The 26,267-nt window shown below is 54.0% G+C and carries 26 protein-coding genes; 15 read left to right on the top strand and 11 right to left on the bottom strand.

Annotated elements, in window-relative coordinates:
* Nucleotides 1-140 precede the first annotated feature (140 nt).
* From dmpG to OSW16_RS08975, 5 genes are read right to left on the bottom strand one after another with little or no spacing between them, the layout of a single operon-like run.
* On the bottom strand, nt 141-1,160 hold the full coding sequence (gene dmpG, locus OSW16_RS08995) for a 4-hydroxy-2-oxovalerate aldolase (protein ID WP_267822425.1): 1,020 nt from the start codon (nt 1,158-1,160) through the stop codon (nt 141-143).
* 10 nt (nt 1,161-1,170) lie between these two features.
* Nucleotides 1,171-2,109 carry an acetaldehyde dehydrogenase (acetylating) gene (locus tag OSW16_RS08990; RefSeq protein WP_267822423.1) on the bottom strand — a complete coding sequence of 313 codons (939 nt, stop codon included), beginning with the start codon at nt 2,107-2,109 and terminating at the stop codon, nt 1,171-1,173.
* Nucleotides 2,110-2,138: 29 nt separating this feature from the next.
* Complete coding sequence (gene mhpD, locus OSW16_RS08985) at nt 2,139-2,933, bottom strand: 2-keto-4-pentenoate hydratase (RefSeq protein WP_267822422.1); 795 nt, start codon at nt 2,931-2,933, stop codon at nt 2,139-2,141.
* A gap of 36 nt (nt 2,934-2,969) precedes the next feature.
* Nucleotides 2,970-3,827: an alpha/beta fold hydrolase gene (locus tag OSW16_RS08980; protein ID WP_267822420.1), complete on the bottom strand. Its 858-nt coding sequence runs from the start codon at nt 3,825-3,827 to the stop codon at nt 2,970-2,972.
* Nucleotides 3,828-3,865: 38 nt separating this feature from the next.
* On the bottom strand, nt 3,866-4,807 hold the full coding sequence (locus tag OSW16_RS08975; RefSeq protein ID WP_267822418.1) for a 3-carboxyethylcatechol 2,3-dioxygenase: 942 nt from the start codon (nt 4,805-4,807) through the stop codon (nt 3,866-3,868).
* 612 nt (nt 4,808-5,419) lie between these two features.
* On the opposite strand from OSW16_RS08975, the gene OSW16_RS08970 reads away from it, so the two are divergent.
* The 6 genes from OSW16_RS08970 to OSW16_RS08945 all read left to right on the top strand — a co-directional run bounded on the left by OSW16_RS08970 (nt 5,420) and on the right by OSW16_RS08945 (nt 10,910).
* Nucleotides 5,420-6,682 carry an aromatic ring-hydroxylating oxygenase subunit alpha gene (locus OSW16_RS08970; RefSeq protein WP_267822416.1) on the top strand — a complete coding sequence of 421 codons (1,263 nt, stop codon included), beginning with the start codon at nt 5,420-5,422 and terminating at the stop codon, nt 6,680-6,682.
* 11 nt (nt 6,683-6,693) lie between these two features.
* Nucleotides 6,694-7,179 (top strand): aromatic-ring-hydroxylating dioxygenase subunit beta, encoded by a 486-nt coding sequence (locus tag OSW16_RS08965; protein WP_267822414.1) that lies wholly within the window; start codon nt 6,694-6,696, stop codon nt 7,177-7,179.
* Nucleotides 7,180-7,205: 26 nt separating this feature from the next.
* Entirely contained in the window at nt 7,206-8,240 is a 1,035-nt protein-coding gene (locus OSW16_RS08960; RefSeq protein ID WP_267822412.1) for an alcohol dehydrogenase catalytic domain-containing protein, read from the top strand.
* 9 nt (nt 8,241-8,249) lie between these two features.
* Nucleotides 8,250-9,209, top strand: a complete 960-nt coding sequence (locus tag OSW16_RS08955) for a PDR/VanB family oxidoreductase (protein ID WP_267822410.1) — start codon at nt 8,250-8,252, stop codon at nt 9,207-9,209.
* 20 nt (nt 9,210-9,229) lie between these two features.
* Nucleotides 9,230-10,024, top strand: coding sequence for a helix-turn-helix domain-containing protein (locus tag OSW16_RS08950; protein WP_267822408.1), 795 nt, complete (start codon nt 9,230-9,232; stop codon nt 10,022-10,024).
* Nucleotides 10,025-10,622: 598 nt separating this feature from the next.
* Complete coding sequence (locus tag OSW16_RS08945) at nt 10,623-10,910, top strand: glycine betaine ABC transporter substrate-binding protein (protein WP_267822407.1); 288 nt, start codon at nt 10,623-10,625, stop codon at nt 10,908-10,910.
* Between the two features lie 283 nt (nt 10,911-11,193).
* On the opposite strand, the gene OSW16_RS08940 is transcribed toward OSW16_RS08945, so the two are convergent.
* Nucleotides 11,194-12,099, bottom strand: a complete 906-nt coding sequence (locus OSW16_RS08940; protein WP_267822405.1) for a site-specific integrase — start codon at nt 12,097-12,099, stop codon at nt 11,194-11,196.
* Nucleotides 12,100-12,142: 43 nt separating this feature from the next.
* Here OSW16_RS08940 and OSW16_RS08935 point away from each other — a divergent pair, with 43 nt between their 5' ends.
* From OSW16_RS08935 to OSW16_RS08920, 3 genes are all read left to right on the top strand, one after another.
* Entirely contained in the window at nt 12,143-13,243 is a 1,101-nt protein-coding gene (locus tag OSW16_RS08935; RefSeq protein ID WP_267822403.1) for a DNA-binding protein, read from the top strand.
* 78 nt (nt 13,244-13,321) lie between these two features.
* A complete protein-coding gene (locus OSW16_RS08930; protein ID WP_267822401.1) occupies nt 13,322-13,531 on the top strand; it encodes a hypothetical protein in 210 nt (69 codons plus the stop codon).
* A 372-nt stretch (nt 13,532-13,903) separates the two neighbouring features.
* The gene (locus OSW16_RS08920) at nt 13,904-14,218 is read left to right on the top strand and encodes a hypothetical protein (RefSeq protein WP_267822397.1); all 315 of its coding nucleotides are present in this window, start codon (nt 13,904-13,906) and stop codon (nt 14,216-14,218) included.
* 90 nt (nt 14,219-14,308) lie between these two features.
* Here OSW16_RS08920 and OSW16_RS08915 read toward each other — a convergent pair whose 3' ends face one another.
* Nucleotides 14,309-14,614: a hypothetical protein gene (locus tag OSW16_RS08915; RefSeq protein ID WP_267822395.1), complete on the bottom strand. Its 306-nt coding sequence runs from the start codon at nt 14,612-14,614 to the stop codon at nt 14,309-14,311.
* 191 nt (nt 14,615-14,805) lie between these two features.
* Complete coding sequence (locus OSW16_RS08910; protein ID WP_267822393.1) at nt 14,806-15,468, bottom strand: hypothetical protein; 663 nt, start codon at nt 15,466-15,468, stop codon at nt 14,806-14,808.
* A 205-nt stretch (nt 15,469-15,673) separates the two neighbouring features.
* Here OSW16_RS08910 and OSW16_RS08905 point away from each other — a divergent pair, with 205 nt between their 5' ends.
* From OSW16_RS08905 to OSW16_RS08890, 4 genes are all read left to right on the top strand, one after another.
* A complete protein-coding gene (locus OSW16_RS08905; protein WP_267822391.1) occupies nt 15,674-16,462 on the top strand; it encodes an SIR2 family NAD-dependent protein deacylase in 789 nt (262 codons plus the stop codon).
* Nucleotides 16,463-16,829: 367 nt separating this feature from the next.
* Complete coding sequence (locus OSW16_RS08900) at nt 16,830-18,518, top strand: ATP-binding protein (RefSeq protein WP_324288829.1); 1,689 nt, start codon at nt 16,830-16,832, stop codon at nt 18,516-18,518.
* Nucleotides 18,511-19,938: a UvrD-helicase domain-containing protein gene (locus OSW16_RS08895; RefSeq protein WP_267822387.1), complete on the top strand. Its 1,428-nt coding sequence runs from the start codon at nt 18,511-18,513 to the stop codon at nt 19,936-19,938. The genes OSW16_RS08900 and OSW16_RS08895 overlap by 8 nt, the downstream gene beginning before the upstream one ends.
* Before the next feature lie 42 nt (nt 19,939-19,980).
* Entirely contained in the window at nt 19,981-20,880 is a 900-nt protein-coding gene (locus OSW16_RS08890; protein WP_267822385.1) for an abortive infection family protein, read from the top strand.
* Here the strand turns inward: OSW16_RS08890 and OSW16_RS08885 are convergent.
* Nucleotides 20,858-21,679: a hypothetical protein gene (locus OSW16_RS08885; protein ID WP_267822383.1), complete on the bottom strand. Its 822-nt coding sequence runs from the start codon at nt 21,677-21,679 to the stop codon at nt 20,858-20,860. The genes OSW16_RS08890 and OSW16_RS08885 overlap by 23 nt on opposite strands.
* Nucleotides 21,680-21,947: 268 nt before the next feature.
* On the opposite strand from OSW16_RS08885, the gene OSW16_RS08880 reads away from it, so the two are divergent.
* Nucleotides 21,948-22,337, top strand: a complete 390-nt coding sequence (locus OSW16_RS08880; RefSeq protein ID WP_267822381.1) for a hypothetical protein — start codon at nt 21,948-21,950, stop codon at nt 22,335-22,337.
* Between the two features lie 523 nt (nt 22,338-22,860).
* Nucleotides 22,861-23,619: a DNA-binding protein gene (locus OSW16_RS08875; protein WP_267822380.1), complete on the top strand. Its 759-nt coding sequence runs from the start codon at nt 22,861-22,863 to the stop codon at nt 23,617-23,619.
* Here the strand turns inward: OSW16_RS08875 and OSW16_RS08870 are convergent.
* Nucleotides 23,609-24,868: a hypothetical protein gene (locus tag OSW16_RS08870; RefSeq protein ID WP_267822378.1), complete on the bottom strand. Its 1,260-nt coding sequence runs from the start codon at nt 24,866-24,868 to the stop codon at nt 23,609-23,611. The genes OSW16_RS08875 and OSW16_RS08870 overlap by 11 nt on opposite strands.
* Entirely contained in the window at nt 24,868-26,007 is a 1,140-nt protein-coding gene (locus OSW16_RS08865; protein WP_267822376.1) for a nucleoid-associated protein, read from the bottom strand. Before OSW16_RS08865 ends, OSW16_RS08870 begins: the two co-directional genes overlap by 1 nt.
* Nucleotides 26,008-26,267 lie beyond the last annotated feature (260 nt).

Genomic DNA, 26,267 nt, shown 5'->3' with positions numbered 1-26,267 from the left:
CTAGCCCTATAACTTCATGCGCAGTCGTGCTCAGGCCACCTTAGTAAAAAGATGTAAAGCGAATCATTTGGAGCGACCCCTGCGCGTTCCAGGATCGCCCCGGCGTCTCGCGGTATGGCCAGTTGACCGCGAGCTTATAGTCAGCGTTTTAGGAGGTCTAGGGCAACGTCTACAATCATATCCTCCTGTCCACCGACCATACGGCGTTTGCCCAGCTCAACAAGGATGTCGAGTGCTTTCAGGCCGTATTTAGCAGCGGCGAGCTCGGCATGCCGCAGGAAGCTTGAGTAAACCCCCGCATAACCTAATGCTAAAGTTTCGCGGTCAACCCTTACTGGGCGATCTTGCAGGGGGCGAACGATGTCGTCCGCTGCATCTAGAAGCGTGTAAAGGTCCGTACCATGGTTCCAGCCCAGGCGGTCTGCGGCGGCGATGAACACCTCTAATGGCGTGTTGCCTGCGCCTGCCCCCATACCGGCCAGGCTCGCATCGATGCGATTACACCCTTCCTCGACGGCAGTGATCGAGTTGGCGACGCCGAGCGCGAGGTTATGGTGAGCATGCAGGCCAGTCTCGGTCTGGGCCTTGAGGGTTGCCTTGAAAGCGCGGAAACGCTCCCGCACATCCTGCATGCTCATCGCCCCACCGGAGTCGGCCATGTACACGCATGTCGCGCCGTATGTCTCCATTAGCTTGGCCTGCGCAGCTAACTGTTCAGCCGGGATCATGTGGCTCATCATCAAAAAACCGACCGTGTCCATGCCCAGTTCGCGAGCATATTCTATATGTTGTTTCGACACGTCCGCTTCGGTGCAATGAGTGGCGATTCGCACACCACGAGCCCCAGCGTCGTAAGCGGCTTTCAAATCATGCACGGTTCCGATGCCAGGTAGGAGCAAAGTGGTAATCTTTGCGCGCTTAGTAACGTCCGCGACCGCTTCAATCCATTCCAAATCAGTATGGGCAGCAAAGCCGTAGTTGAAACTCGATCCTTGAAGGCCATCGCCGTGAGCCACTTCGATCGAGTCAACCCTGGCTCTATCCAGAGCGCGGGCGATGTCCTGCACGTTCTGTATTGAGTATTGGTGACGGATCGCATGGTTGCCATCTCGCAGCGTTACATCCGAAATATAGATTTTTTGTCCAGGGGTAGATGTCATGTCGTACTCCTTAGGCGTTGAGCATCGACTTCGCCATGCGCTCGGCGGTGGCCAAGGCAGCGGAGGTCATGATGTCGAGATTACCGGCATAGGCTGGCAGGTAATGGGCGGCCCCCTCGACTTCCAGGAACACCGTGGTTTTTAAGCCGGAGAACTGGCCTAGGCCAGAGATGTTCAGCGGCGCATCCGTAGGGATGATGTCGAATTGAACTTTCTGCTTCAGGCGGTAACCAGCTACGTAGGCCTGCACCGCCGCAGTAACCTCTTGGATGGAGGCCTCAATTAGCTCCTGATCTGCGGCCTCACTGAGTACGAAGACGGTATCGCGCATCATCAGAGGCGGCTCGGCAGGATTCATCACGATGATCGCTTTGCCCTTGGAAGCGCCGCCGATCATCTCGATGGCTCTTGAAGTTGTTTCAGTAAACTCATCGATATTGGCGCGGGTACCAGGACCTGCAGATTTGCTGGCAATCGACGCGACGATTTCGGCGTAATGCACCTTGGCCACACGCGATACTGCCGCGACCATGGGAATGGTAGCCTGGCCGCCACAGGTGACCATATTGACGTTGAGCTGCCCCAGATTCTGTTCGAGGTTAACCACCGGCACGCAGTAAGGTCCAACGGCTGCCGGCGTCAAATCGATTAAACGAATACCCGGTTTAGCAGCACGCAATATCGCGCTGTTGTTGAGATGGGCGCTTGCGCTAGTGGCATCAAATACGAAATCGATATCGACGAACTCTGGCGAGTTAACCAGCCCATGAACGCCGTCAGAGGTAATCGTAATGCCCAACCGCTGGGCCCTAGCAAGACCATCGGAGTTGGGGTCAACACCAACCATGACCCCCATCTCTAAGTATTTGGCATTACGCATCACCTTTATCATCAAATCAGTGCCAATGTTGCCCGGCCCTATAATCGCTACCTTGAGTTTCTTTTTCATAAATATCCCCTGCAGCTCGCATACATTGGTTACAGATCGCTGAACTGGACGCCAACCATGCCAATGCCCTCAATCACCGCTTCAAATTGGTCACCCATCGCCACCGATACCATCGGACCCAGTGCGCCGGTTAGGATGAGATCGCCGGCCCTAAGTGGGGTATTCATGCGTGCCATGGTCGAGGCCAGCCAAGCAGCAGCGTTCAACGGATGGCCGAGGCATTCTGCGCCTGAGCCCTGGGAAACCACTTCACCATTGCGAGTCATGGTCATCCGCGCGTTGCGCAGATCTACCCCTTCCAAATTCCGCAGCGGACCGCCTAGGACGAAACAACCACTAGAGGCGTTATCGGCCACGGTATCCACGAAGCGAATGTTCCAGTCTTTGATGCGTGACCCGACGATTTCCAATGCCGGCAATACCCAACCTGTCGCTGCCAGCACGTCGAGGAAGGTGGTGTCCACTGAAGGCAAGTCCCTATGCAGCACCAAAGCAATTTCGGCTTCGATCTTCGGCTGCATGACACGATCAAACGGCACGGTGTTGCCGTCGCCATAACACATATCAGCGAAGAGAGTACCGAAGTCAGGCTGGTCAACTCCGAGTTGCGCCTGGACTGCCTTGTTGGTCAACCCAATCTTCCGGCCAATGATGCGACGGCCTTCGGCCTGTGCAACAGACACATTTAAGCGTTGAATGGCGTAGGCGGCGTCTGCCGCTTCGATGCCAATTTCTTCACGCAGCGGGCGAATACTCCGTCCGCTAGCTTCTGCGCGGCGAAGCGCTGCAGCGAGTGTTTCGAGGGTGTCTTTCGATACGCTCATAGTTTTTTTCTCGGCCTAGCGAAGGCACGTTAGGTCTCAATGGTTCAGGAAATCCAGCACAAGGCGGTTAAAACTTTCGGCATGCTCCCATTGCACCCAGTGGCCGCACTTATTGAATACATGAAGTTGCGAGTTCAGGATGCCGGCGTTCAAGCGGTAGCCTGTATCGACTGGCACAAAGCGATCATTGCGGCCCCAGAGGATCAGAGTATCCGCCTTAATTTCCTCTAAGCGTGAACCCTGGTCGGGGAACTGCTTGGAATTGGCTTGCAAGCTCTTGACAAAGTTATCCAGGTGATCGGGCCGTGCCTTGATATTGATCAGGCGGGACCGCATCAGGTCTTCGGTGATGTCGCTTGCGTCGTACACAAACACATTCATCATCTGCTTTAGATTGTCTAGAGTAGGCTCCCGGTACAATGCGCCAATCAGCTTGATACCCTCAGTAGGCATTGGTACGAACGCGCTTACCCCGCCGGTGCCTCCGCCCATTAGGACTAACTTGTCGACATTGCCTGGGTTCGCAAGCGCAAACGACACGGCGCTGTGGCCACCCATGGAGTTGCCAAGCAAAGAAATTTTACTGAGTCCTAACTCATCGATAACCGCCTTAACTACACGGCCATTAAGTTCAGAGCGCGATTCAGCACAGATAATTGTGTCGCTCTTACCCCACCCTGGGCAATCAATTAGTAATAGACGGAAGCCGGCATCGACCAAGGGATCGATATTGCGATTGAAGTTTGCCCAACTCGTGGCGCCTGGACCGGAGCCGTGCAGCATTACAATGACTTTGTCGCTGCTCCCGATATCGTTATAGTGGATATTCCAAGAACGACCAGCGTCGCTAATGGTGACAAACTTACTAGTGATTTCTTCATTGAAGCGACTCATTGGGTTTCCTCTGCTGCAACGTAACAAGCCGAAATAAATCAGTCCAAAGCAGCGCTCAGGGCACCGAAGCCCGCGATCCACTCGGGAATTTCTCGGTAATAGCGGCCTTGAGTTTTATAGGGGCCGAAAGCACGAAGCGCGGCGAAGGCGGCCATCCAAGTTTTTACTTCATGGGTTGACTTACCAGCTCGCGCCGACAGATCAGCATTCACAACGCTGTCGAGCTGAGCCAATTGGCCATCACTCAAAATGTCGAGGAAGTTTTGATCCCACTCAGGATTCAGTGGATGAAGCGAGTGCTGGTCTTCGACAAAACGCTGCGCGGCCATGATTACCCGCTGAGTCCGTAATTCCCGCTCCCTCGCAGGTAATTGGCGACCGCCGCCTTTCAATCGGTTCGCCATGTGGGCATCTGCGGTTGCCAGCTCAGGTACCGGGGGCTGATGCGACAGTCCACCAGAACCGATGAACAGTACTCGTTTGTCTAATTTGCTAGCCCATCGACCAATGGCTTGTCCCAGCATGCGAGCACGCTGAAAATTCGGAAGCGGAACGGCCACCGCATTGATGAATACTGGGATTACCGGACATCGACCCAGCGCACCAAAGAACAACTCCAGCGGCTGCGCCGCGCCGTGATCAAGCTGCATGTCATAGGACACTGCAGCATCCACGCCGGAATTAAGTACGAAGTTTGCGCAATCCTCAGCCAGAGCCTGAGGCACGTCGAGAGGACCCGCCAAGGAACCGAAGTCGCCAATTGCATGCGCGCCCATCCCGATACAAAACGACGGCATAACATCATAGAAAAAACCGTTGAAGTGGTCGGGCGTAAATAAAATCACCAACTCTGGATTAAATTGATGAATGCGTTTGCGTGCTGCCATAACTACTGCCCCCACTTCCTCGAGCACCGTTTGAGGCGGGTCAAAGTGCCCAACTAGCGGAGTGTGCGACATGCATTCCAGCAGCGCCTTCATATCAAAAATTCTCCTGTAAGTGGGTCCACTGATTAATAAATCATGCACATTGATTGCAAGCCCGCCCCCGAATAATCTTTCACCCCAAGCACCTTGACTTACACGGGCTCTTCAGAAGGTGATGACTCGGACTTTTTCCCACAGTGCAGCTATATCACTTACGAACACTAACCACGGACGCTGCCGGCAAGAATTCGCACCATCTCCGTAGCTCAGTTAGATACTGAGATAAAAGTAGCCATTAGAATACTGAGTAAGTGAATGGATGTTTTCATAGTGCCGAGTCTAAAAGCAAAAAAAAACCGCATCAATTGAAACGTCGGCTCAGTGCAACATGTGCACCTGCATGTTGAAGAGCAGGAATCAGGCGGTCACCTCGCACACCCATTGTTGAGCGCTCCCATCCTGACGAAGGCGATACTCTATGTGTTCAAGGCAGGTGCTACATCGCAGCGGAGGAAATTCTTGAGGCCAACCCAAAGTCAGCAGGGGGCGGAGGTGCACATGTTGCACGCCCGAATCGTTGTCATTGAAACAAACGAGGCTGCTTCTTAGGATGAATGGAAGCCGGCAACCCCAACACCGGCAGCCTGAGACAAAGGAATAGCACCAATGAATGAGATGATTTATCCGCCCTCCGTACGGCCGATGGTCGAAGAGCAAGAATCTGAATTTAAAGTCCAAACAGCCGCTTATCGCGGCAAAGCGATTTTTGATCGCGAAATGAACGAAATTTTTTTCAGCACATGGATCTACCTGTGTCACGAAAGCGAAATAGCTAGAACCAATGACTTCAAATCCACGCAGATAGGAACACGTCCGGTCATTGTTACCCGAAGTTCCAATGGTGACATAACCGCCTTTCTGAATGCTTGCCCACATCGTGGCGCGACGCTTTGTCGAAGCGAGAAAGGGAATGCTCGAGCATTCGTGTGTCCATACCATGGCTGGTCGTTCCGCCCCAATGGTCAGCTCATAGGTATCCCAGATGACCAACGTTATCACGAGTGTTTTGATAAGTCAGATAAAAATCTGAAAACGCTCCCTCGAATCGCGTCATACGGCGGTCTAATTTTCGGATCATTCAATCCGGACGTGGAGCCGCTTGAAGATTTTCTCGGTGGTATCAAGCCGCACATTGATATCTGGCTGCAGCGAACAGCAGGCTCTAAGTACTCCGTTTGTACTCCTCACCGGTATGGCTATGATGGAAATTGGAAATTCCAAGTTGAAAATGTTTACGACGGTTATCACCCTGGATTCGTCCATCGGTCAGCGTTTAATACAGTCAAAAAATTTGCCGGCTCGTTTGAAAACCGGGCACTGGATGTCGCCGTGCGTCAGGAAGGGTTTACCCGAGGTTATTCAGAAGGTCATGGCACCCTGGAGGCGGGTGCGCCGCTGGAGTCAGGCGACGTAGATGCAGAAGCACGTTCAGATTATCAACAGAAACTCATTGAGCTCTTTGGTGAAGAAGGCGCGGCCGAAACTCTAACGAATCGTCAATTCTTGATCTTCCCCAACTTGGTGATTTTCGATTTTAACATTCGAGTGATTCAGCCAATCGATCACGATAAAACCGAGGTATATTCATATCCACTGTTGATCGACGGAGCTCATGAATCCATTAATGCTAACCGCATGCTCGATGCACAAACTCGAGTTGGAACAGCAGGAATACTATCAGCTGATGACACTGATGTATTTAACGGCAATCAAAACGCTTTGAATGCAATCGGCTTTGACTGGATCACGCTCAGTCGTGGATTGGGCAAAGAGCAAGTTAAAGCAAATGGCGAACGGGTAGGCGTCTACAGCGACGAAGTGCCGCAGCGTGCATTTTGGCGTAAATGGGTCGCGATGCTGTCCAATTGAAGGGAAGTGCCATGAAAGAAATTCAGCAGTTGATCCAATCAGAAGCACGTTTGCTCGACCAGGTAAAATTGGACGAGTGGCTCGATCTATTCACTCAGGATGCCCGTTATTGGATTCCTATGGATGAGAATGCCGACCCTTTAAAGGATTCCTCAATTATTTATGACGACATCCCACGATTAAAAATGCGCGTCGACCAGATTATTCGCCAGAATCGAGTAGCGCAACAGCCGGCGTCGCAGACCTTAAGAATGATCAGTAACATTGACATCATTCACAGTGAAAACGCTGAAACAGCGGAAGCAACTTTTGCAATGTTACTGATGGAGATGCGCTCAGGCGATTGGCGGCAACGCGGCCTGGGCCAATTAAATCACTATCCTGCCCATTGCTCCGCGTCCTTTGAGAAAGAAGGCGGTCAATGGAAGATCAGTAAAAAGATTATCCGCTTACTGAACCGCCATCAGCCAATATTTGGCCTGTCGTTTCTCATGTAAATGCACCGTCATCTCGGGAATTAGATATGCTTGCTCTGAACAAAACGGCCGCCGGGCTGGGCAACGTCTCACTTCAGGAAATAGACGTGCGCCGACCAAGTGCTGGCGAAATGCTGGTCAAGGTGAAAGCTAGCGGCCTCTGCGGCACTGACATGAGTGTGTACAAAGGTGCGGGTGCGTACGCTCAACGTATGTCATATCCTACCACGCTTGGTCATGAAGCTGTTGGCGAAGTCGTCGAATTAGGAGACGTACAGTCTAACTTTAAAGTTGGAGATTTAGTCAGCCTGGAGAGCCACATACCTTGCCGGATATGCCTTACCTGCAAATCAGGCAATACGCATATCTGCCCCAACACCAAATACCCTGGCATAGACATTAACGGAACTTTTGCTGAGTTTGCAACGGTGCCCACCTGTATTGCCTGGGTAAATCCACCCGGCATTTCGATAGAACAAGCTGCACTTCTCGAACCTTTAGGTATTGCTGTAAATGCAACGCTTGAGGGCAAAGGTGTTGCCGGAAGGACTGTTTTGATAAACGGGTGCGGTCCTATAGGTTTGATGAACATTTCAGTTGCGAAGCATTTTGGCGCAGCGAAAGTATTTGCAATTGACCACAACCTCCATCGACTTAAAGTTGCAACGGAAATGGGAGCAGACGTCACTTTAGACCCTGCAAAAGTTAACGTTGCTCAGGCAGTAAAAGAGATGACTGCTAACGAAGGCATCGATGTAGTTTTCGAATATACCGGCAGCGTGGAAGGAGCAAGAAATGCATTTGCATTTATTGCCGTTGGGGGTGAGTTGAAATGGTGCGCCACGCCGAATCAAGCATTCGAATTTGATTTCGGGCTCTGGCGAAAGTCGCGACCGACAATTTACAACATTCACGGACGAAAAATCTGGAGCACGTGGCATGTTGCGTCAAATCTAGTGCATGCCCAAAAAATCAGTCTAAATCCAATTATCAGCCACCGCCTCCCACTGTCAGACGCGGTTCGAGCGTTTGATTTAGTGATGGCAGGCGAAGCCATCAAACCGTTGCTAATTCTGGAATGAGGAGGTCATGTGGAAAATAGTATTTTGTTGAAGGTAGCCCGCATTAGAGACGTCGCACTGGGCATACGAGAGATCGAATTGCTCGCTGCGGATGGAAATACAAGGTTGCCGGAATTTAGTCCTGGAGCACACATCGAGATCAAACTTACCGAAAACCTTTATCGCTGCTATTCCCTAGCAAACAACTGTGCAGATAAGAACCGGTACGTAATTGCCGTGCACAATTCCCCTGAGAGCAAAGGTGGATCGCTTTTTATTCATCATAATCTTAAAGTAAATGACATTATTTCCTCGTCCCCTCCGCGAAACAATTTCCCACTCAACGAGGCGATAACCCATAACATATTGATTGCAGGCGGCATCGGCATTACCCCACTTTTATCCATGGCTTATCGCTTAAGCGCTTTGGGTACATTGTGGGAGTTGCATTACTGCTGCCGGACCGAACAGCATGCAGCCTACAAGGAGGAGCTGAGTAGCCTCGCTGAACAGTTTGGCGGCAAGGTCCACTATCATTTTGATCAAGCGGGCACTGTCCCAAGTTTGAATATCGCCCACCTCTGTAGCGTGGCCAGCGCTGACGCGCATCTTTACTGCTGCGGCCCCCAAAGCATGCTGAATGCTTTCGAAGCGGCCACAGTGCATAGGAAAGCGACCGCGCACCTTGAATATTTTTCAGCAAAAGTGCATGCTGCAAGAGATGGCGGATATGAAATCGAGCTAGCAAGAACCCGCGCTATATTTAATGTTCCTGCGGGAAAATCTATTTTGGACGTTGTATTTGAAGCCGGGATATCAGTACCCTCCTCCTGTCGGGAGGGGATTTGTGGAAGTTGCGAAACCCGAATCATCAGCGGCGAAGCGGATCATCGGGATGCGCTTTTATCCGATGCGGAAAAGGCGAGCAATACCACTATGATGATCTGCTGCTCGGGTGCTAAATCAAAGCGACTTGTGTTGGATCTATAAAAGCTCTCGACGGAGTTAGTATGCCCCAGAGTGTTAAGCCAAGTATTTATCGGACCTCTCAAACCTTACAGAGAGGTTTGGAGTTGATACAGTGCTTCAATGGAATGGAAAACACTGCCAGCACTGTTTCTGATCTCAGCAAGCAAACGGGCTTGCATAGGACCACGGTCAAACGCCTCCTTGAAACCTTGAGAGTGGGTGGATTTGTCAAATATGACCCTATCACAAGTCTTTACAGCCTAACTTTCCACGTGAATAGCTTGAGTTGCGGCTATCGGGAAACGGTAAGAGTGGTCGAGATCGCCGGGCCCGTCATCAAGGAAATTTCCAAGCAGATTGCCTGGCCGTGCTCGATTTTAATTTTCGACCACGATGAAATGGTTGTACGTAGCAGCACTAGAGCGTACAGCCATCTCTCTTTTCATTCTGTTTTGCCTGGACGACGGTTGCCACTGCTTAAAACCGCTGCCGGCAAAGCTTTTTTTGCCTTCAGTTCGCCGCAGGAACAAATCGCCATACTCGAGATACTGAAAGAAAAAAATGATCGATATTCGCTGCTTGCGACTGACACAGAGTATGTACGGCAAGTGATCGAAGAGACACAGGGAACTGGCTATGGCATTAACAGTGGCGACTGGGAGGAAGAGCCAAAGTTTGGGGCCATATCGTTCCCGATAATTATGGACGGTCAAGTGATCGCATGCCTTAACTGCATTTATCTGTTAAATGCAGTAATGAAATTGAACAATCTCAATCACATTGCCACTGCGCTTATAAATGGGAAAACAAAAATCGAGCAACTAATTCGCCATTAACACACAGGTTTGTTCTTAAATCTTTGTCAAAGCTGCCAACGAAGTAGCTTATGCATAGGATCATTCATCATCTTCCGCGCGCCTCCTAGAGCAGGCACATTTCCTGCTCTCTGCCCTCGGCTGAACGCCAAACACCACGATAGAGTGACCATATAGGCTTGCTTCTTCAGCAAATCCACGCGCCACACTACCGCCAACTCCAGTTCGCACCGAAGACAACGGTCCTGTCAGGAGTGTCCACGTAGCGGTGCGCTAGTCACATCCAATACAAATGGCTGGTCAAGCTGAATGCACATAGGTGGTCCAATCAGTGCAATTACCGAGCTAGCGCCGCGCTTGTGCAGCCAGCTAGAGCGAGATTGTTACCTCGTGGAAGTCTCGGCACAGCTCCTCATGAGGAAATGTTCGGACCGGTAGAGATGCTTGTATCAGCCTGGCTGCCAGCCAGCCATGGAGCCTTCCTCTCAGCTTGCAAGAAGCCGAACACCTCCTTTGGAGTTCTTTCCAACCCATACTGCATTTGGGGTGTGCCTGATTATGTACCGGAGGACAGGTCGCTACGATTGCGGACCTCCTGAAGCCTGATGTTGCTTAGCGGATGAGCCGTCGCATTCAAGGTATCAACCCTGGAGGGGGTATCAGTCGCTTCTCGAAAGCCCTGGTCACGCAGCACGAGTTGGAGGCCGAAGGTTACTCTTTTGCACAAGGCACCGAAGCCGATTGCTTCAATCGCTTTGGACATTCCTATGCAGAGCAGCAATGGGCTGTGGTGCCACTCAGGCATCCTCAATATTTGCACCATGCTTACAAAATCAGAGCTCTGGATGAACCGCTCGGGCAGTTGGGCGGTGAGGATCATGCACCCTGGCAATGCCGCGATCAGTGAGCTTGATTTTCTTATCAGTCACAAAAAACTTTCAGCTTCGGAAGCTGCAGACATTTGGCTCGCACGTCAGTCGGCGCCGGCTCAAGCTTGAATCAGTGGCGGGGCCTCGTGCCCCGCCACAGGGGGTGCGGATGGTTCAGGTGACAGGTGATCGAATCGGCGATGATGCCGATATTGGTCGACGCTGGGCTGTCCCGGAACTGGGGATCGTTCGGCAGAACACTGAGATTTGAGCTACATGGAGCACGACTCTGAGGCAAGTCAAGACTTACTGGGTGGCCCTTCAGCGTAACCACTCAGCGAATGGAGCATGCGGCTCAATGTAGCGGGCAGCCGATTGCACATCGCGCCACCCCACATAAGCCATCAACGCCTCGCTGCTCCACTGGTTGCGACTGGCCCAGGTGGCGAAGCCGCGGCGTAGCGAGTGCGCCGAATAGCCCTGAGCCTCGGTGCCACTGCGCATGAGCGCGCCGCGCAACAAGCGGGAGACGCTATTGGGATGGAGGGGCTGCTCACCGAGATGCCCCCAGCGGTCGATTCCCCGAAACAGTGGGCCCTGCGTAATACCGCTGAGCGCTAGCCACTGTTGCGTGGCTTGCACCGGACACAAGCGTTTCAGCGCCGGCATAGTTAGGTTTCGGCCACGATTGTCGCGGTCGGTCTTGCTCGTTGGCAGAAACAGCTGCAGGCCCTCCCCTTCATCAATTCGCACATGCTCGGCTTGCAGCCGACACAGCTCATCGCCGCGGAAAGCGCGCCAGAAACCCAGCAGGATGAGCGCTTGGTCGCGCGCCGCACGCAGACGCTGCTCCGGCTCACCGCTCATCAATTCGTCAGTCAATCTGTCGATGCTGGTCTCGAGCACCTGCAACTGCAGCGCTAGGGCCTGTTTGATCGGTTGTGGGTGCAATGCCTGAATGCCACGCAGTGTGTCGCGCACCTGCGCCGTCTTGGTCGGGTCGGGAAAACCACGCTGTTGATGCCACTGGGCCAATGCCGCCAGGTGTGTACGCAGGGTATTGGCACTCAGCTTCGGACCATAAGCCGCCAGGTATCCCACTACACTGGCACTGGAAGCCGGCAGTAACCCGCCCCACTCCCCTTCGAAGTGCTCGATGGCCTGGGCGTAGCGGCGCGCGGTGCTGGCCCGGCGTGCCGCCTGCTGATAGCGCTCCGCGTCGCTCACTTGACCTCCTGCGTACCGCGCTCACACGCAAAATCCAGCCAAAATGCTCATCGTGTTCGAGAAATCCGTATTCTTGAACGTCAGTCCGTCGCCTGTGCAGCGTCGATCCCTACGCTCGGTGTACGTGTACGCGCATACTGCCTGTACGGTACGAAATCGTCGGAGTCAGACCATGGCCCGCTCCGGAATCAATAAGGCGCTGGTGCAACGGGCGCGTGACGCGCTGCTCGCCCGCGGCGCTCACCCAAGTATCGAGGCAGTGCGAGTGGAACTAGGCAACACGGGCTCCAAAAGCACCATCCTGCGTTACCTGCAGGAACTGCAGATAGCTGAACCGCACCCGCCAAGCGTCAGCCTCAGTGAAGAGTTGCATACCCTTATCAGCAGTCTAGCCCAGCGGTTGGCCGCCGACGCCCAGGCAGCCGTGGCGGCAGACCGCGCACGCCTGCAACGACAGCAGGCGACGTATGAGCAGCAGCGCGCAGTGGATCAGGCCCGCTTTGAACAACTGCAGCTCGCGCATGAAGCGGTGTCCTCCGAACGACGCGATGCGCAGCAACGGGAGCAGGCGCTGCATCAGCAGGTCCAGCAGCTCGAGGGTGAGCGGCAGCGTCTGCTCGCCGGTGAGCAGCACCAACTGCATCTCCTGGAGGAACGCGCCCGCCAGATCGCTTCGCTGGAAGACAAGCATCAGCATGCCCGGGATGCGTTGAGCCATTATCGACAACAGCACTTGGCGCAGCGGGAGCAGGAACTGCAGCGACACGACCAGTTGGTGCAGCAGCTGCAACTAGAGGCGCGCCGTCTCCAAGAGCAGCTCATGAGCAAACAGGAAGAGTTGGCCCAGGTGTACCGCGACCTTGAGCGGCTCACCCGCGAGCAACAGAATCAGGCCCTGGCACTGCGCGACAAAAACACAGCACTTCAACGTCTTCAAACGACCCTTACGGAAACCCACAGCGCCTGGCAAGCAGCCGAGCAGCACGCCCAGGCGCTGCACGTTGCGCATTCGGTGCTGCGGGAAAAGGCTCGCCGTTATGTGCTGGATCATCGAGACGATCGCCGCGCCTTGCGCGCCCAAGCAAAATTGCTCCACGATGAAGGCCAGCAGGTTTCGACGTCGAAGCGTGACGGTGACGGATGACCGCTCGCCTCCATGCAGCGGATCTTCAGATCGCCAAGGTGGAATCTAAGCTGTCTCGATCAATGACAGGAGCGGCCCGTGAAACGAACCCTTGAAGGAATGGCATTGGCCGGCGAACCTCTGCTACGTCAGGCCTTGGAGGCAGTTCGCGCTCTCCACCGGGCGGAAGACGCCGGCGCCTCGGCGGATGAGCTGGCCCGCCTGCGTTTGTTAGCCGACTCCCTGTATCACGCGGTGGTGGATTACCAGTTGCTGGTGACGGGTGACTGCTTCGAAGCCATTCACTGAGACGCTTACGATGCCCAAGCACCCTAATGTCCTGTTACCCGATCACCCGGCGTATAGCGAAGCGGTCGATGCCATGCGCCGTTACCATGCGGCACAAAGTTCAGGTGCTGCACCCGAAGAAGTGGAACGCTTGCGCCTGAAAGCTGAAGCCTCATTTCAAGCCGTAACAGAGTATCAGCTTCGCGCGTTCGGCAGGTCGAGCAACGGAGTACACTGAATAGGCGCAAAAGGCCGACTGCCGGGCGCGGCGTTGAACTCGTCCAGGAGATCCGCGCCCCCTTCAAATTGGCCCACCCTGGCGCCGGAAATGAGAGGCTCAGCCAAGCACCCCCTTCAGGGGTTCGGCTGATGAGGCACTCCGGGAGATTCAAGATGAGCGTTCGAAGATCAACCGAGAGCTCGCAGCATCCGCAGCTCGCGTTCCAGTCATGCTACCGCTCGGTCCTGAAAGCAGTGGACTCCCGCTACGACATTCGTGGTTATGTGTTGGCTGAATTGGTCAGGCTCTGCCTGGACAATCGCGCAAGGATACCGCTCATTCACCGTCCCCACTACGATCAGTACGTGAGCCCCGAGGCGCTGGCATTTCTGGAACATGCCACCGCTCGCTTACTCTTCGGCCCGGCTGGTCGATTTTCTTCGCGCGAATACCATTACTTGGTCTCGATCGATCCTCCGCCGCTATAGCACGCCGCCCACTTTGTAACGAGCGCACTGTGGTCACGGGACTGCGCAGAAATGCCAGCAGGTACAGGCCAAGTGGCCGTCTTGAGGCAGTCAGCGACCATCACGGAAGAAGTCGTCCCTAGCAGCCAGCCCGAAATCATCTTGAGGCAGCTGGCGATCGTCTTCAAACATGTGTGCGGTGCGCCGCTCTTGCTTAAGGTAAGCAATGGCCGTGAAAAAACAGCCTTCGCACAGATGCAGCTCGTAGCGTTCGCCGTCGTGCACTGCACCATAACCCCAATGCGCCTGCAGCATGCCGTATTGCAGATTGCCGCTTGCCAAACGGGTGGAGCAACCGCAAACGTCGCAACGCACATCCACCACGGCTTCTGTTTCTACCCGACCAGTGATTTTCATCCGAGCACTCCCCTGCCAACGTCCCTGGTTTCACTTGGCGACGCTGGGACATCAATGCTGGGCGAGGGATGCCTGCAGTCGCTGCGGGTTAGCAAGGAAGTTCAGCAGCCTATTCTTTCCTGCTATCTATTGAGATTACATAGTGGAGCACCACACAGCGCAGGGATCCTATGCGCCCTTTCTGATCACGGTCATCTTCTTGCTCCACTGCGTCGAGGCCTTTTCTTGGCGGCAGCGAGTACCTTGTCTGGCGCAAACGCCAATAGCGCTTTCGGTGCGACACCGTGCAGGGACGCATTTTCAGTCTGGAACCAAGCCGCCATTGACCATACGTCCATCTTGGTAGAAAGCACGGACAGCACATCGGACAGCCCTAAAAGTGGTTGGTATCCCCGGCTACCGTCCAAACCATAGATAGGGAAATAGTCCACCTTGCCTGGACGGAGCGAGAAGATCAGTCGATCCGCAAGCAACTGTTTGGGGTCAAGTGCGCCGTCAGTGGTAGCGGAAGACGCAAGCTGGATCCATTGCTTGCCTGATATCCAGTCCCCGCTTTGAAAGATTCTGGAACGGATTATCCCAAGAGAAACACCTGTCTCCAGGATTGACCGGGGTACTGACTCCGTAGGAAGGAAGCAGTCGATGATCACGTCGAGCGCTTTCTGGGGATACTCGCTTAGCCGCCACTCGAAGAGGTCGTTGTACATCTGCAACCCGCCGAGGTATGCATCGATCGTCTGATCGGAATTGGCCTCAATCGACAACGTAGCAATCAGGGCCGACTGACCTTGAGAGGGGTCCAGTCCGGCGGGAGGCTCGCGGCTGGTTTGGATATGCGCGTAGGGAGTGGTCACAAGCACCTCCAGCGAAGGGCCTAAGACGGCTGCGGCAGCAGCTGCTTATCTCCACCTGGGAATTGCCACAGTGTTGATAGCAGTATGCGGCACCCTGCTTTCTATCCTGAGTTTTCCGATCAACCGCTAGCGCTTGGGCTGGGACCAGCGGCGTTTCCCGTGTTTACTGACAACGAGTAATCGCCGCGGGGACGAGGATTGCAGCATGAGCACTATCCAGCGCGCTGCTGACGCCATGCGCGCAGCAAAGAAGATCGTCTTCTTCACGGGCGCTGGCATTTCCGCTGAAAGCGGAATACCGACGTTCCGCGACAAGCTGACCGGGCTGTGGGCGAAGCACGATCCTGAGCGCCTGGAAACAGCAAAAGCCTACCGAGAGAACCCTGCGCTGGTATGGAGCTGGTATCTCTGGCGACGCCACCAGGTTAGCCAGGCAAAGCCTAATGCGGCTCATCTTGCTATTCCCCAACTGGCCACCACTGGCAGGGACATATCCGTCGTCACGCAGAACATTGATGACTTGCATGAACGCGCCGGCTCTTGTCCGGTGGTTCACCTGCACGGCAGTTTGATGGATGTAAAGTGCTTCGCCTGCCAGAGGCCTGGGAAATTGTCTTCTGCTCAACTGGAGGTTCCGGAACAAGGACGGTTTATCGAGCCGCCCCGTTGCACTCGCTGCAACGGAAAGCTTCGACCCGGAGTGGTCTGGTTCGGAGAAAACCTTCCAGAAGACGCCTGGCGGTCAGCAATGCGACTCGTGGAAAGCTGCGACCTGCTGATCTCCGTGGGCACCTCCGGTGTCGTCATGCCGGCAGCTAGTATTCCGGGCTTAGCCTTATCGGCAAAAACTACCGTGATCCATGTGAACCTTGAAAGCGTTGGCTTGGGAGGGTCGGACGAGATAATGCTGACAGGAGCTGCTGGAATGGTGTTACCAGCGCTGACTCAGGCCGCAGGGTTTGGTGATGTCACGCAGCCTGGAGATTGTATTTAACGAGTCACGCCTCCCCTCTACTCCTCTGGCGACGTGCACATTTTTTAGCACAGATTTTTACATGCTTCGCCCCAGCAAATTCAGTACTTTGGGAGCTGCTGCACGAGCTCCTCGTGACAGACTCTTACACATTTCAAGGCAGATTCTTTACTCGCTATCCAACCTGCTTTTGCGTCTTACCTCCCTCAGGTGGCTGCTTCTTCAGATTCGTGCTTATCTTTGGGGCCATCATTATGCTGGCCAGAGCGGTCAGTTCAGGTGCCCGGAAATAGCGGTCATGCGGCTACGGCGATTTGAGCAGGAGCGATGGCCCTGCTTCGATAAATGAGGTTCAAGGAGAAGCTGGTCGGTGAAGATTAGAAGATTGATGATCAAGAACTTTCGAGGTGTCAGCGAGCTGGAGTGGAGCCTGCCGGATCGCCACATTTTTTGCCTGATTGGTAAAGGTGATTCGGCGAAGTCGACGCTCCTGGAAGCGATCCGCTATGTGTTCTACCCCCAGTGGAACCTCACGCTCAGCGATGCCGACTTCCATAAGAGCAACATCAGCGAGCCGATTATCATTGAGGCAACGATTGGCGACCTAGTCGATGATTTCTGCTCGCTGAAGAAATATGGACATCACCTACGAGGATGGGATCGCGAAACGCTGGCAATTGTCGACGAGCCAGATGACCACCTAGAGAACGTCCTGACAGTAAGACTCACCGTCAGCAAAGACCTAGAACCCCAATGGGTTGTGACCTGTGATCGAAACCCGGAAGGCATCCAATTCAAGCAGGCTGATCGTAACAAGGTTAGCGTGGGATTGATTGGCGCTTTCAGCGAACGACAGCTGTCCTGGGCTACCGGTACCGCCCTGTCGAAGCTGACCGAAGCACAAAGCCTGAATGAACTATTGGCCGACGCGTCCAGAACCGCTCGATCATCGTTGGACGTTGATCGAGCTGAGACTTTGAAAAATTTTGACGCTGCAGCCACTAAATCGGAGGAGATCGCCAAGCTACTCGGGGTACCTGTTACCGACACCTTCAAGGCTCACCTTGATCTGGCGTCCATCAATCTAAAAGTGGGCGGGCTAGTTCTACATGATGGCGAAATTCCACTGCGCCAGTTGGGGCTTGGGTCGAGGCGCATGCTGCTCTGCGGGATCCAAAAAATGGGGTTGGATGAAGGCCATATCACCCTGCTTGATGAGGTGGAATTCGGCTTGGAGCCTCATCGTATCACCCGGCTGATCAAGCACATCAGGGAAGACAAACGGGGCCAGTACTTCCTCACTACACACTCTCCCACAGTGCTGCGCGAATTGACCATTGAGGAGCTTTACGTAGTACACAGGAGTGGCGGTACAGTCCAGGTAATTCCAGCCGCCCAGAAAGGCCTGGAAGAGCACGGGTTGCAGGGGAAAATACGCTCCAGCTCCGATGCCTTCCTCGCCAAAAAGGTCGTGGTGTGCGAGGGAGCCACCGAAGTCGGGTTCCTCCGAGGCTTGGATGACTATCAGGTTGATAAGGCCAAGGATCCATTGTCATTCCATGGTGTGGCCTTACTGGATGTAGCAGGAGGGTCCAAGGTCAAGGGCATCTCAAAGGCATTCAAAGCACTGAACTACAACGTCGCGGCTTTCGCTGATGCCGATGCTGATGAGCAATTTTCAGCTGCAGATGCGCGGGAGCTCGAAGACACGGGCGTTCCCGTTTTCATGTGGAGCGACAAGCTCTCGTTGGAAGAGCGGGCCTTTCAGGATCTTCCCTGGACCTATGTAGTGCAGAGCCTGCGCCTGGCTCGCGACAGCCTCAATTACCCGGTGCGTGACCAAATCGCCTCGAAACTCGGCAGAGCGTTGGACAACGATTTTGATAAGTGGGAAGACTCTCCTGAACTGAGGAAAGCTATTGGCAGCGTGGCCAAAAAATCCGGCTGGTTCAAAGACATTACTCGGGGAGACCTGTGGTTCAGATCAGTAAGCCCCATTTTCGAAGACGAGCAATTCTCTAAAACGAACCTTGCTAGCCAATTGAACAAGTTATGGGCCTGGATAGAAAATGTCTGAAGAACTGGCCTTAAAGCTAAACGCCTGCACCAACAAAGGGTACGTCATCGCTCCTGCTGGGTATGGAAAGACGCATCTCATTGCACTGGCCGTGCGCGCGTCCAGTGGAAGACAGCTTGTCTTGACTCATACCTTCGCCGGTGTGAATTCGATTAAGGCAAAGATGGCAGCGTTAGGGGTACCGGCGACGATGTACCAGGTGGATACCATCGCGAGCTGGTCACTGCGCCTTTGTTTAGCCTACCCCAAAACGTCGGGGTGGATCACTGATGCTCCTACTGATGAGCAATGGAATCAGCTTTACGATTGCTGCTCCGGCCTGCTGGCGAAATCATTCATTCGCAAGACGATGTCGAGCACCTACGCCGGTCTGTATGTCGATGAGTATCAGGATTGCTCTGAGCTCCAGCATTCATTGGTGTGTGCCGTGGCAGACGTCTTGCCCTGCAGAGTTCTGGGCGATCCATTGCAGGCTATTTTTGATTTCGATGACGCCAAGCCAGTTGATTGGGCTGCAAGTGTTTACCCAGCCTTTGAGTGCCTGGGTGAATTGAATATCCCATGGCGATGGGCTGAGAATCCAGTGCTAGGGGCATGGCTTAAAGACGTACGCAGACGAATCCAGTCCGGGCAGCAAATCGACCTATTCGCGAACCGGCCGCCGTGCGTTGTACGGCACCGTACCGATCCACAGAACCTTGAGTCGAAGCAATATTTCACGCTGCTAGAAATGCTGGCTCACGGTGACAGGGTCATTGCGCTGCACGGTGGCGCGCAGCAGCTGAAGAATAAAACGCACCGGCTGGCCTGTCGCATGGCTGGTCGCTTTTCTTCGATCGAAGAAATCGAGGGAAGAGAGCTGCACGCGTTCCTGAAGAAGGTCGGTTCGGCAAAGAACCATCAAAAAGCCTTCCTTTTGGCGGTAGAGTTCGCCAAGAAGTGCTTCACGGGCGTATCCAACGTATTAACGGCAGGCACAAAACGCGGAGAAGCCACCGCCCTGCGGAAAACCACTAAATATCCAGCTATTCTGCACGCCGCCAATGCTTATATCGAGAACCCGTCCAGTGCGCACCTACTGAAGTTCTTTGAGGAACTGCAGTCCAACTCGAGAACAGGTGCCTATCGCCGCGACCTGCTGAATCGCCTGATTCAGGTTCTCAAGATGCATCGCGAAAACACAGAGTTAACGCTGACGGAGGTCGGAAAAGCGTACCAGCGAGATATGAGGCACATGGGTCGACCAACCCGGCACAAGAAGCTCATTGGTACCACTCTGCTGGTTAAGGGGTTGGAATTTGATCATGCGGTCATTCTCGATGCAGACTCTCTGGATGCGAAGGATCTCTACGTTGCGATGACGCGAGGCACTAAAACATTGACGATCATCGGCGATAGCAGATACGTCCCGATAAGATGATGGCCGCGAACATCCGTGTGATGTCCAAAGAGGAAGGTTAAGATGCGCGAGGAAGGTTTCGCCGCACTGGCAGCTCGATCTGCTCAAGTTCGAAATGAGCATCGACTGCTGTTGGAGGGGTTGAAGGCGTTTGAGCAAAGACTGCTGGAACTGGTTCATGGACTGGCTATCCGAGCGTGTAGCAAGCATATCCTACTCGAGGAATTCAACGATAACGAAGGCGAACCGATTGGTCATATCATCGGCTTCATGGGCTTTGATGGTAGGGAGTTGTACGTCGCTGCCAAGGAGGAGCCGCATCCTTCATGGGAGGACGATAACTACACCGTGCATCCAGTGGATCAAGTGGGTATCGAGTGGCAGCGCCGCTTATGCCATCCTGATGTTCTCAACTCTCTGCTTCACGAACTTGTCGTTGAGCTAGACAAGGATCTCCATCAAACCGCTCCGCTGGTAGCCTCGCTTGCGCATTACGGTGCAGTGGAAAAAGCAAAAATCGATGCCGATATCGACGCGTACTTCGATGGCACAGTCCTCTACGAGTTCTGGCTCAAAGCCCGCAAAGCGGTGGACTCGGACCCGGAGCTTTCCATCACCCTTAGCTGCTCTCATCTGGAAACGGCCTTGAAAAAATGCCTCAAGATGCTTGGGGCTGTCGACTACGAGGACGAACCAGTCACAGGCCTGATGAATAAACTCATGAAGCGCTTACGGCGAGGGGACGTGATGGACGAGCACACAAAGCAGATGCTCAACGGTGCGCTTACGGTCTGCCACGGTATCGCCACGAATCGGAATCAAAAAAGCGTCGCGCATGGCAAGAGCGAAGGATACATACAACCGACAGCGGACCTTGCACAGACACTGAATCACTTGGCCGGCGTTATTTCAGTCTTCGTCATCAAGCACACTAATCTGCTCAAGGCCCAACACTCGGTTTGATCAGGCGGCGGTTTCCAAGTGACGCTCCATCGAGTGACCGGAACTCATTTGCCGAAGCGATTTTTGCTTTGCTAGGCCGCCCTCCCTTGCCACTGGCTTGGACGGGATTGAAGGCTGGCCATCTATCGCCCAATCCACGGACCAAGTAGCGATTGGTCCGGTCCATCTCGTTTCCTAAATCGTAGTAATCGGCTTGCTTGTAGGAAATCAGGTCCAAGTGGTAGAGGCGGTTTAACGATCCGGGGATCTGGTGTGTAGGTACTCCCGACAGCCGGGAGATCGTTGAGTAATTGATCGTAGCGATGTTGTAGTTCTTACTGCTTCTGAAGGCGCAGATGACCAAGAATACCTTCAGCGCATACAGGCTCAGCGCACTGTATTCAAACTGGTGCAACACCAGTAGCTGCGTTCTACTTCCATCATAGAGACTCGACTTGGGCAGCTTCCCGTGAAAGCTGTCCTCCCAACCACTGAGCTGGAGCACCGTGCCTTCTCGGATCGGCGAGTCAATCTTCTTCAGCAATCCTTCCTGAACCAACCGCTTGAGCGATCGGGCCACAATCGGCCTGGACATCCCACAAAGAGCGATCAGCTTCGGGTAAGTCGTCCTGACTTGCCCAGTGTGGTAATCCGCAAGCATGCACAGGCTGATAAAGAGCCTGAGTGCAGCAATGCTTGCGTTCTGCAGGGCTCGGGTCCTGGCATCATCCCCAACACGACTGTCGAACGCCGTGATCCCTCCACCTTGAATCCACTTGATCGGTAGCCGAGCAAAGTCGGCGTTCTCCTTTCTAGGCATGATCAGTTCCTCCTCCAAACAATGACGACCAGCGCCACGGCGAGAATCATCACCGCACACAGTGCAAGATTCAGTGGATCTGCAGTAAGAGCCGCGGCGAAAGTGGTGGCCAGTAGGTCCATTTGAGAGCACTCCGAAATCGTGATGGAGTCATTCTTCAGCTCTCCCACCCCTGAATCTAGATGATAGATGATCAATAAATGTCGCTCCAGCTCCCAGATTACGTGGCTTTCAGCCGCTTTTCATTAGTTAATTCCAGAGTTTCTTAATGACTCTCAGAAATGCTAAATTGAATCAAAATAACGTTTTTGATGGAGGCAGCATGATAGGATTTGTAGAGGCTAAATTAGGGGAGCGTCTGAGGCTTGAAGGTGCTGTGCCCTATGTTCGACGAATGCGTAGCGGCACCTACATTCTCGAGATTGCATCGACTCATGGGGTCCATATTCTTCAACGTCAACGCGGCGGTGCACGAGAGTTCAAGACCTTCGAAGCACTGCTAAGCCTGCTGACGGATGAAGGAGTGGTCGAATTCGCTGTTGTGTTAGATGATGCGAAGGTGGTCCCGGCCGGCAGTATTGCGCCATGGACACGTCCCCCACATCCTGGAGAGGTGTCCCGCGCGTCATGGCGGCATGACTTCGGAATTCCTTTCTGACGGCCGCCTTGCGCTTTGGAAGTAAGCGGCGGGTTGACCTACCTTCAGAGTCGGGCGGCAGTTGAACAAATCCAGGTCGGCTCAACGAATGCTTGGGCATGTGGCGGCAGGGTATTGTGTTGGTGACCTCCTCCACGTCGGTATTAGGGCTAGCAGATATCGCTAGCTGGAACCTTTAAATACCTTGAGCTCTCAAGGGCATGCTTGTCTGAGTGGGCGTCGTGAGCCTGCCTGCCCGCTAATGGCCAGACACCGCTGCCTCACTAGCTCAGCGCTTGCGTCGTATCTTCAATCGGGCTTTCCGTAGCTCATCTCTGGGCGACCGCCCCTCACCTATTGCCGCACCGCGCTTGATGTTCAGGCTGGGCTAACCTGAAATGTGACCTACCACACTGCTTAAAATCTGCACCGAACGGTTTCAGTCAAGCGCCACAGGCAGAGACTGATTGTAACGTCAGAGGCGCAGCAATCGATGGGCCTCAGTGGTAAACACTGTGTGGATGACGCCACAGAAGGAGTATTCATGCCTCAGAGTGGAATCAGCAGAGTGCAGGTACGCCGTGCACGGGACGCCTTGATAAAGCAGGGCAAGCATCCCAGCGTGGAAGCCGTTCGGGCCTACCTCGGTAATACTGGCTCCAACAGCACCATTTCCAGATACCTCAAAGAGCTCAAAGCGAAAGTCTCCTCCTCCTCTGCTACCACCCAGGCTGCCGAGCCGGATAGCCTCATGGGTGATTCTCCGCATGTGGTACAAGGCACCGAGGAGCCCTCGGTGAGACTTATGCAGCAACAGATTTACCGTCTCGAGCATATTCAGTATCAGGACCAGTTGCGACAGCTCAAAGAGTCCGCGATCAGTCTGACCAGGCAACTGCAGGATGCTCTAGACCGCAGCCATCTCCACTTAGTAGATGAGCGTGCGGAGCAGATGCAAGCCTTAGGCGAGGGGTTGGAGCAGTTGCAGGCCGCCTTAAAGGTCACTCAGACGACACAGCGGCGCCAAGACGCCGATAGGTATTTGCGCAGTGACAAGCAGCTTGATGAATTGAAGTCCAATATTAACGACCTGAATGGTCAGCTTCGGATGCGGCAACAGGCTCTAACCGAAAGCCAAGCACAAATTCAACTCTTGCTGCTCGAGCGGGCGGGTCTGCGCGCCAGGCTTAGGGAACAGCTTCTGCTGGTCCGTCAACTCCGCCAAGACCTCCAACAACGCGGCGCACAGGTCAGTCAACTGCAGCAGATGCTGGAACGGGTCATACCGGCCGCTATGGGCTGATAAACAGCGGGTTCAGTTCGGCCGGAATAATCATCAGCAGCAACAGTTGCCGGACGAGTGAGAAGAAGAATGCATGATATTTGAAAAGGACCACCGCAAACGCCAATACTGCCGGTAACCAGGCCAGCCATTGTAGAACACGAAACGTGCGCCGCAGAGTCCTGCCCTGCTGATCGACCTGGTCAATGGTCACCTGCAGCAGAGTTTGAAGTTTGGGCGGATAGGTCCGCAGCTTGGCTTTGAACTCGTCAAAGATCACGTTGAAACTGTGCAGAAGGCGCTCGGTCTGCAATCGTTGATTATGCAGCACCAACAGCAGCACAGTGGTGACCACGCACAAGCCAAGCAAAATGACCAATGCCTCAAGTCTGCTCTTGGCTGTATGCAGCGGTATGAGGGCGGCGAAGGAGATCGGCAAGGCCAACATCTTTCCGGCGATGTCGCCCAACACACCACTGAGCTTACTGCCGTAGTCCAGCTCCGCTTGCGCCACTTCCCGGCGAGCGCGATCGAAGGAAAAGCGGTACACATAGGTTTGCAAGTTCGCACGATAGGTGGCGAGCACCTCTCGCCACTCCCGCACCACTGCCAACAATCCCGTATCCCCCTCATGTTTTTCGATAACGCTGGCCACTGCCATGCGGATCATCAGCTTGCGCTCACTGAGATGAGCCTTGCTTTCATTTTTCGAATGGAGGATTTCCTCCAGCAAACTGAGGTGTGGCAATGGATAGTCGGCGAGCGATGCGTCGACCCGTGTCGCCAAAAGAAAGGTTCGAGGCGGCTTCTCGCCGTCAGGGGGTAAGGCGAAAAAAAGGTTGAATCCATCCGGATCACTGTCCCGATCGACGCCAACGGCCAATTGAGCGAGCAGCTCAATCAGCCGACACAAGCGTTGTAGTTGTGAAATCACGGGCGGCAACCAGTCATCGCAGTCTGCCCACTCCAATGTCTGTATATACACGTTGCGAGGGAAACGCCCCTTCCCAAGCGACCCGTTGCGCTGCACGAATTCGCGCACATCGATGTAAAAACGGCCGTTTTCGTTGCCTGGTAGATGGAAGTCGAAATCCAGCTCACCTGGTTCGTCATCCACCACCTCCAAGGTACCGTAAGCAGGTGGTAACACGGCACATGCGGCTAAGGCAGCTTCGATTTCCGCAGTAGCCTGTCCCTTGTAAGAAAACAGACCATCGCGTATTTCTGGAGCGCCGACGGCCCGATAAAGTCCGACCACGAAGGCGAACATCAGCCGGCCCTGGCCTTGAGTTCTTTATCGATGAGGGCCACCAGCTCAACGCTCAGGTTGGACAAGGTCAGCTTGCGCTTCGCAAGGTCGTAATAGACGTCTGCTGCTGGATCTTCGCCCAATGCGCCGCGGTCAAACTGCAGCACCCAGTTGCTGGCCTCGCCTTTGATACGGGTTTTCTGACGCAAAGAGGTGGCGTTTACCGTGAAATCATCCGGCACCCGATTTTTTTCGTGGTTGAGAAAGTCCTTGAGCCCAGCGATGTCTTCTACCAACTCGGCTGGCACATGCTGAACAGCGACATGGCAGATGGCGTCGAGGCGCGCTGACTTGCCTTCCTCCAATTGCTTTTGCAGGTAGCGAACAACCGCATCCTTTGCGCGATAGGCCAGTGCTTTCAACGTGTTTTTGTTGCGAAAGAATTTATACACTTGGTCGATGGCGTTCTTGGTCGCGCGCCCGGATGCAACACCCTTAGCGCAGCCGAGTGCAGCAATGAAATAATCCGAGGCTTGGCTGTCGCGCCCACGGCTAATGAAGCATAGGTAGGTGACGTCCAACTCATCGTCAGCTTCCACTTCACCGTTTTGCTGCTCCTGTGCCTGGGCTGCAGCCTGTTCCGCCGCGTGGATCATCGTGAATCGGTCCACGTTTATCCGTGCGGCCTGCTGGACCTTACTCAGGTCGATTTCTTGGATAGCCGTGGGAACGTAGTTTTCATCGAGCTGAATGGCACCGCGCTCCTTCATGCTGGCTATCAGAAAAAAATTCTCGCCAGCCGAGGTGTATTGAGCGCAGAGGATATGCCCGCCTGTGGACAGCACCTGCTTGGATGCCTGATCCACCAGTTCGTCCATGGCCAGGTGCGTCAAGTCAATGAAGCATTGAGCTTCGTCAGGTCCTGCGACGAAATCAGCAAAGCGGTTCGGAAAAGGCCCTTGACGATCATCGGCGGCAAACTGGCCGTAGACGACGCTGTTACCTTCCTTACCAATCAGACCGTTGATCCCCTCCACCAATGACTGCAGTGCAGGGTTGTCCGGCTGAAGGATCACTTCCTTCTTCACCACCTCACCGACAAATTCAGTGTGGGCCAATTTTTTGAAGCTGTGAATCACTGCGGTATTGAGGGCGAACATGGCCAACATCCAGTGTCATGACATCATTTTGAGATTGCAAAATAGCACTTCGCCGGTCGAAATACAGCCCGTTTTTTACCCTTTTACCGTGCTCACGCTTCGGCAAGAGGCGGCGCTGATAGATAGCAAAATTTGCAACTCACTGGCACTGCGGGGCCCTCTAGAATCCGAAGCGTATACTCTGCCTGAACATAGACAGCGGCTAAACAACCGTCCCCGAAGGCTGCTGTCACCAGGTAAAGGGTGCCAGTCGCAACCAG

Origin of the sequence: Pseudomonas putida, assembly GCF_026625125.1 — a bacterium.
Lineage (GTDB): Bacteria > Pseudomonadota > Gammaproteobacteria > Pseudomonadales > Pseudomonadaceae > Aquipseudomonas > Aquipseudomonas putida_X.
This window is presented reverse-complemented; position numbering and strand designations above follow the sequence as displayed.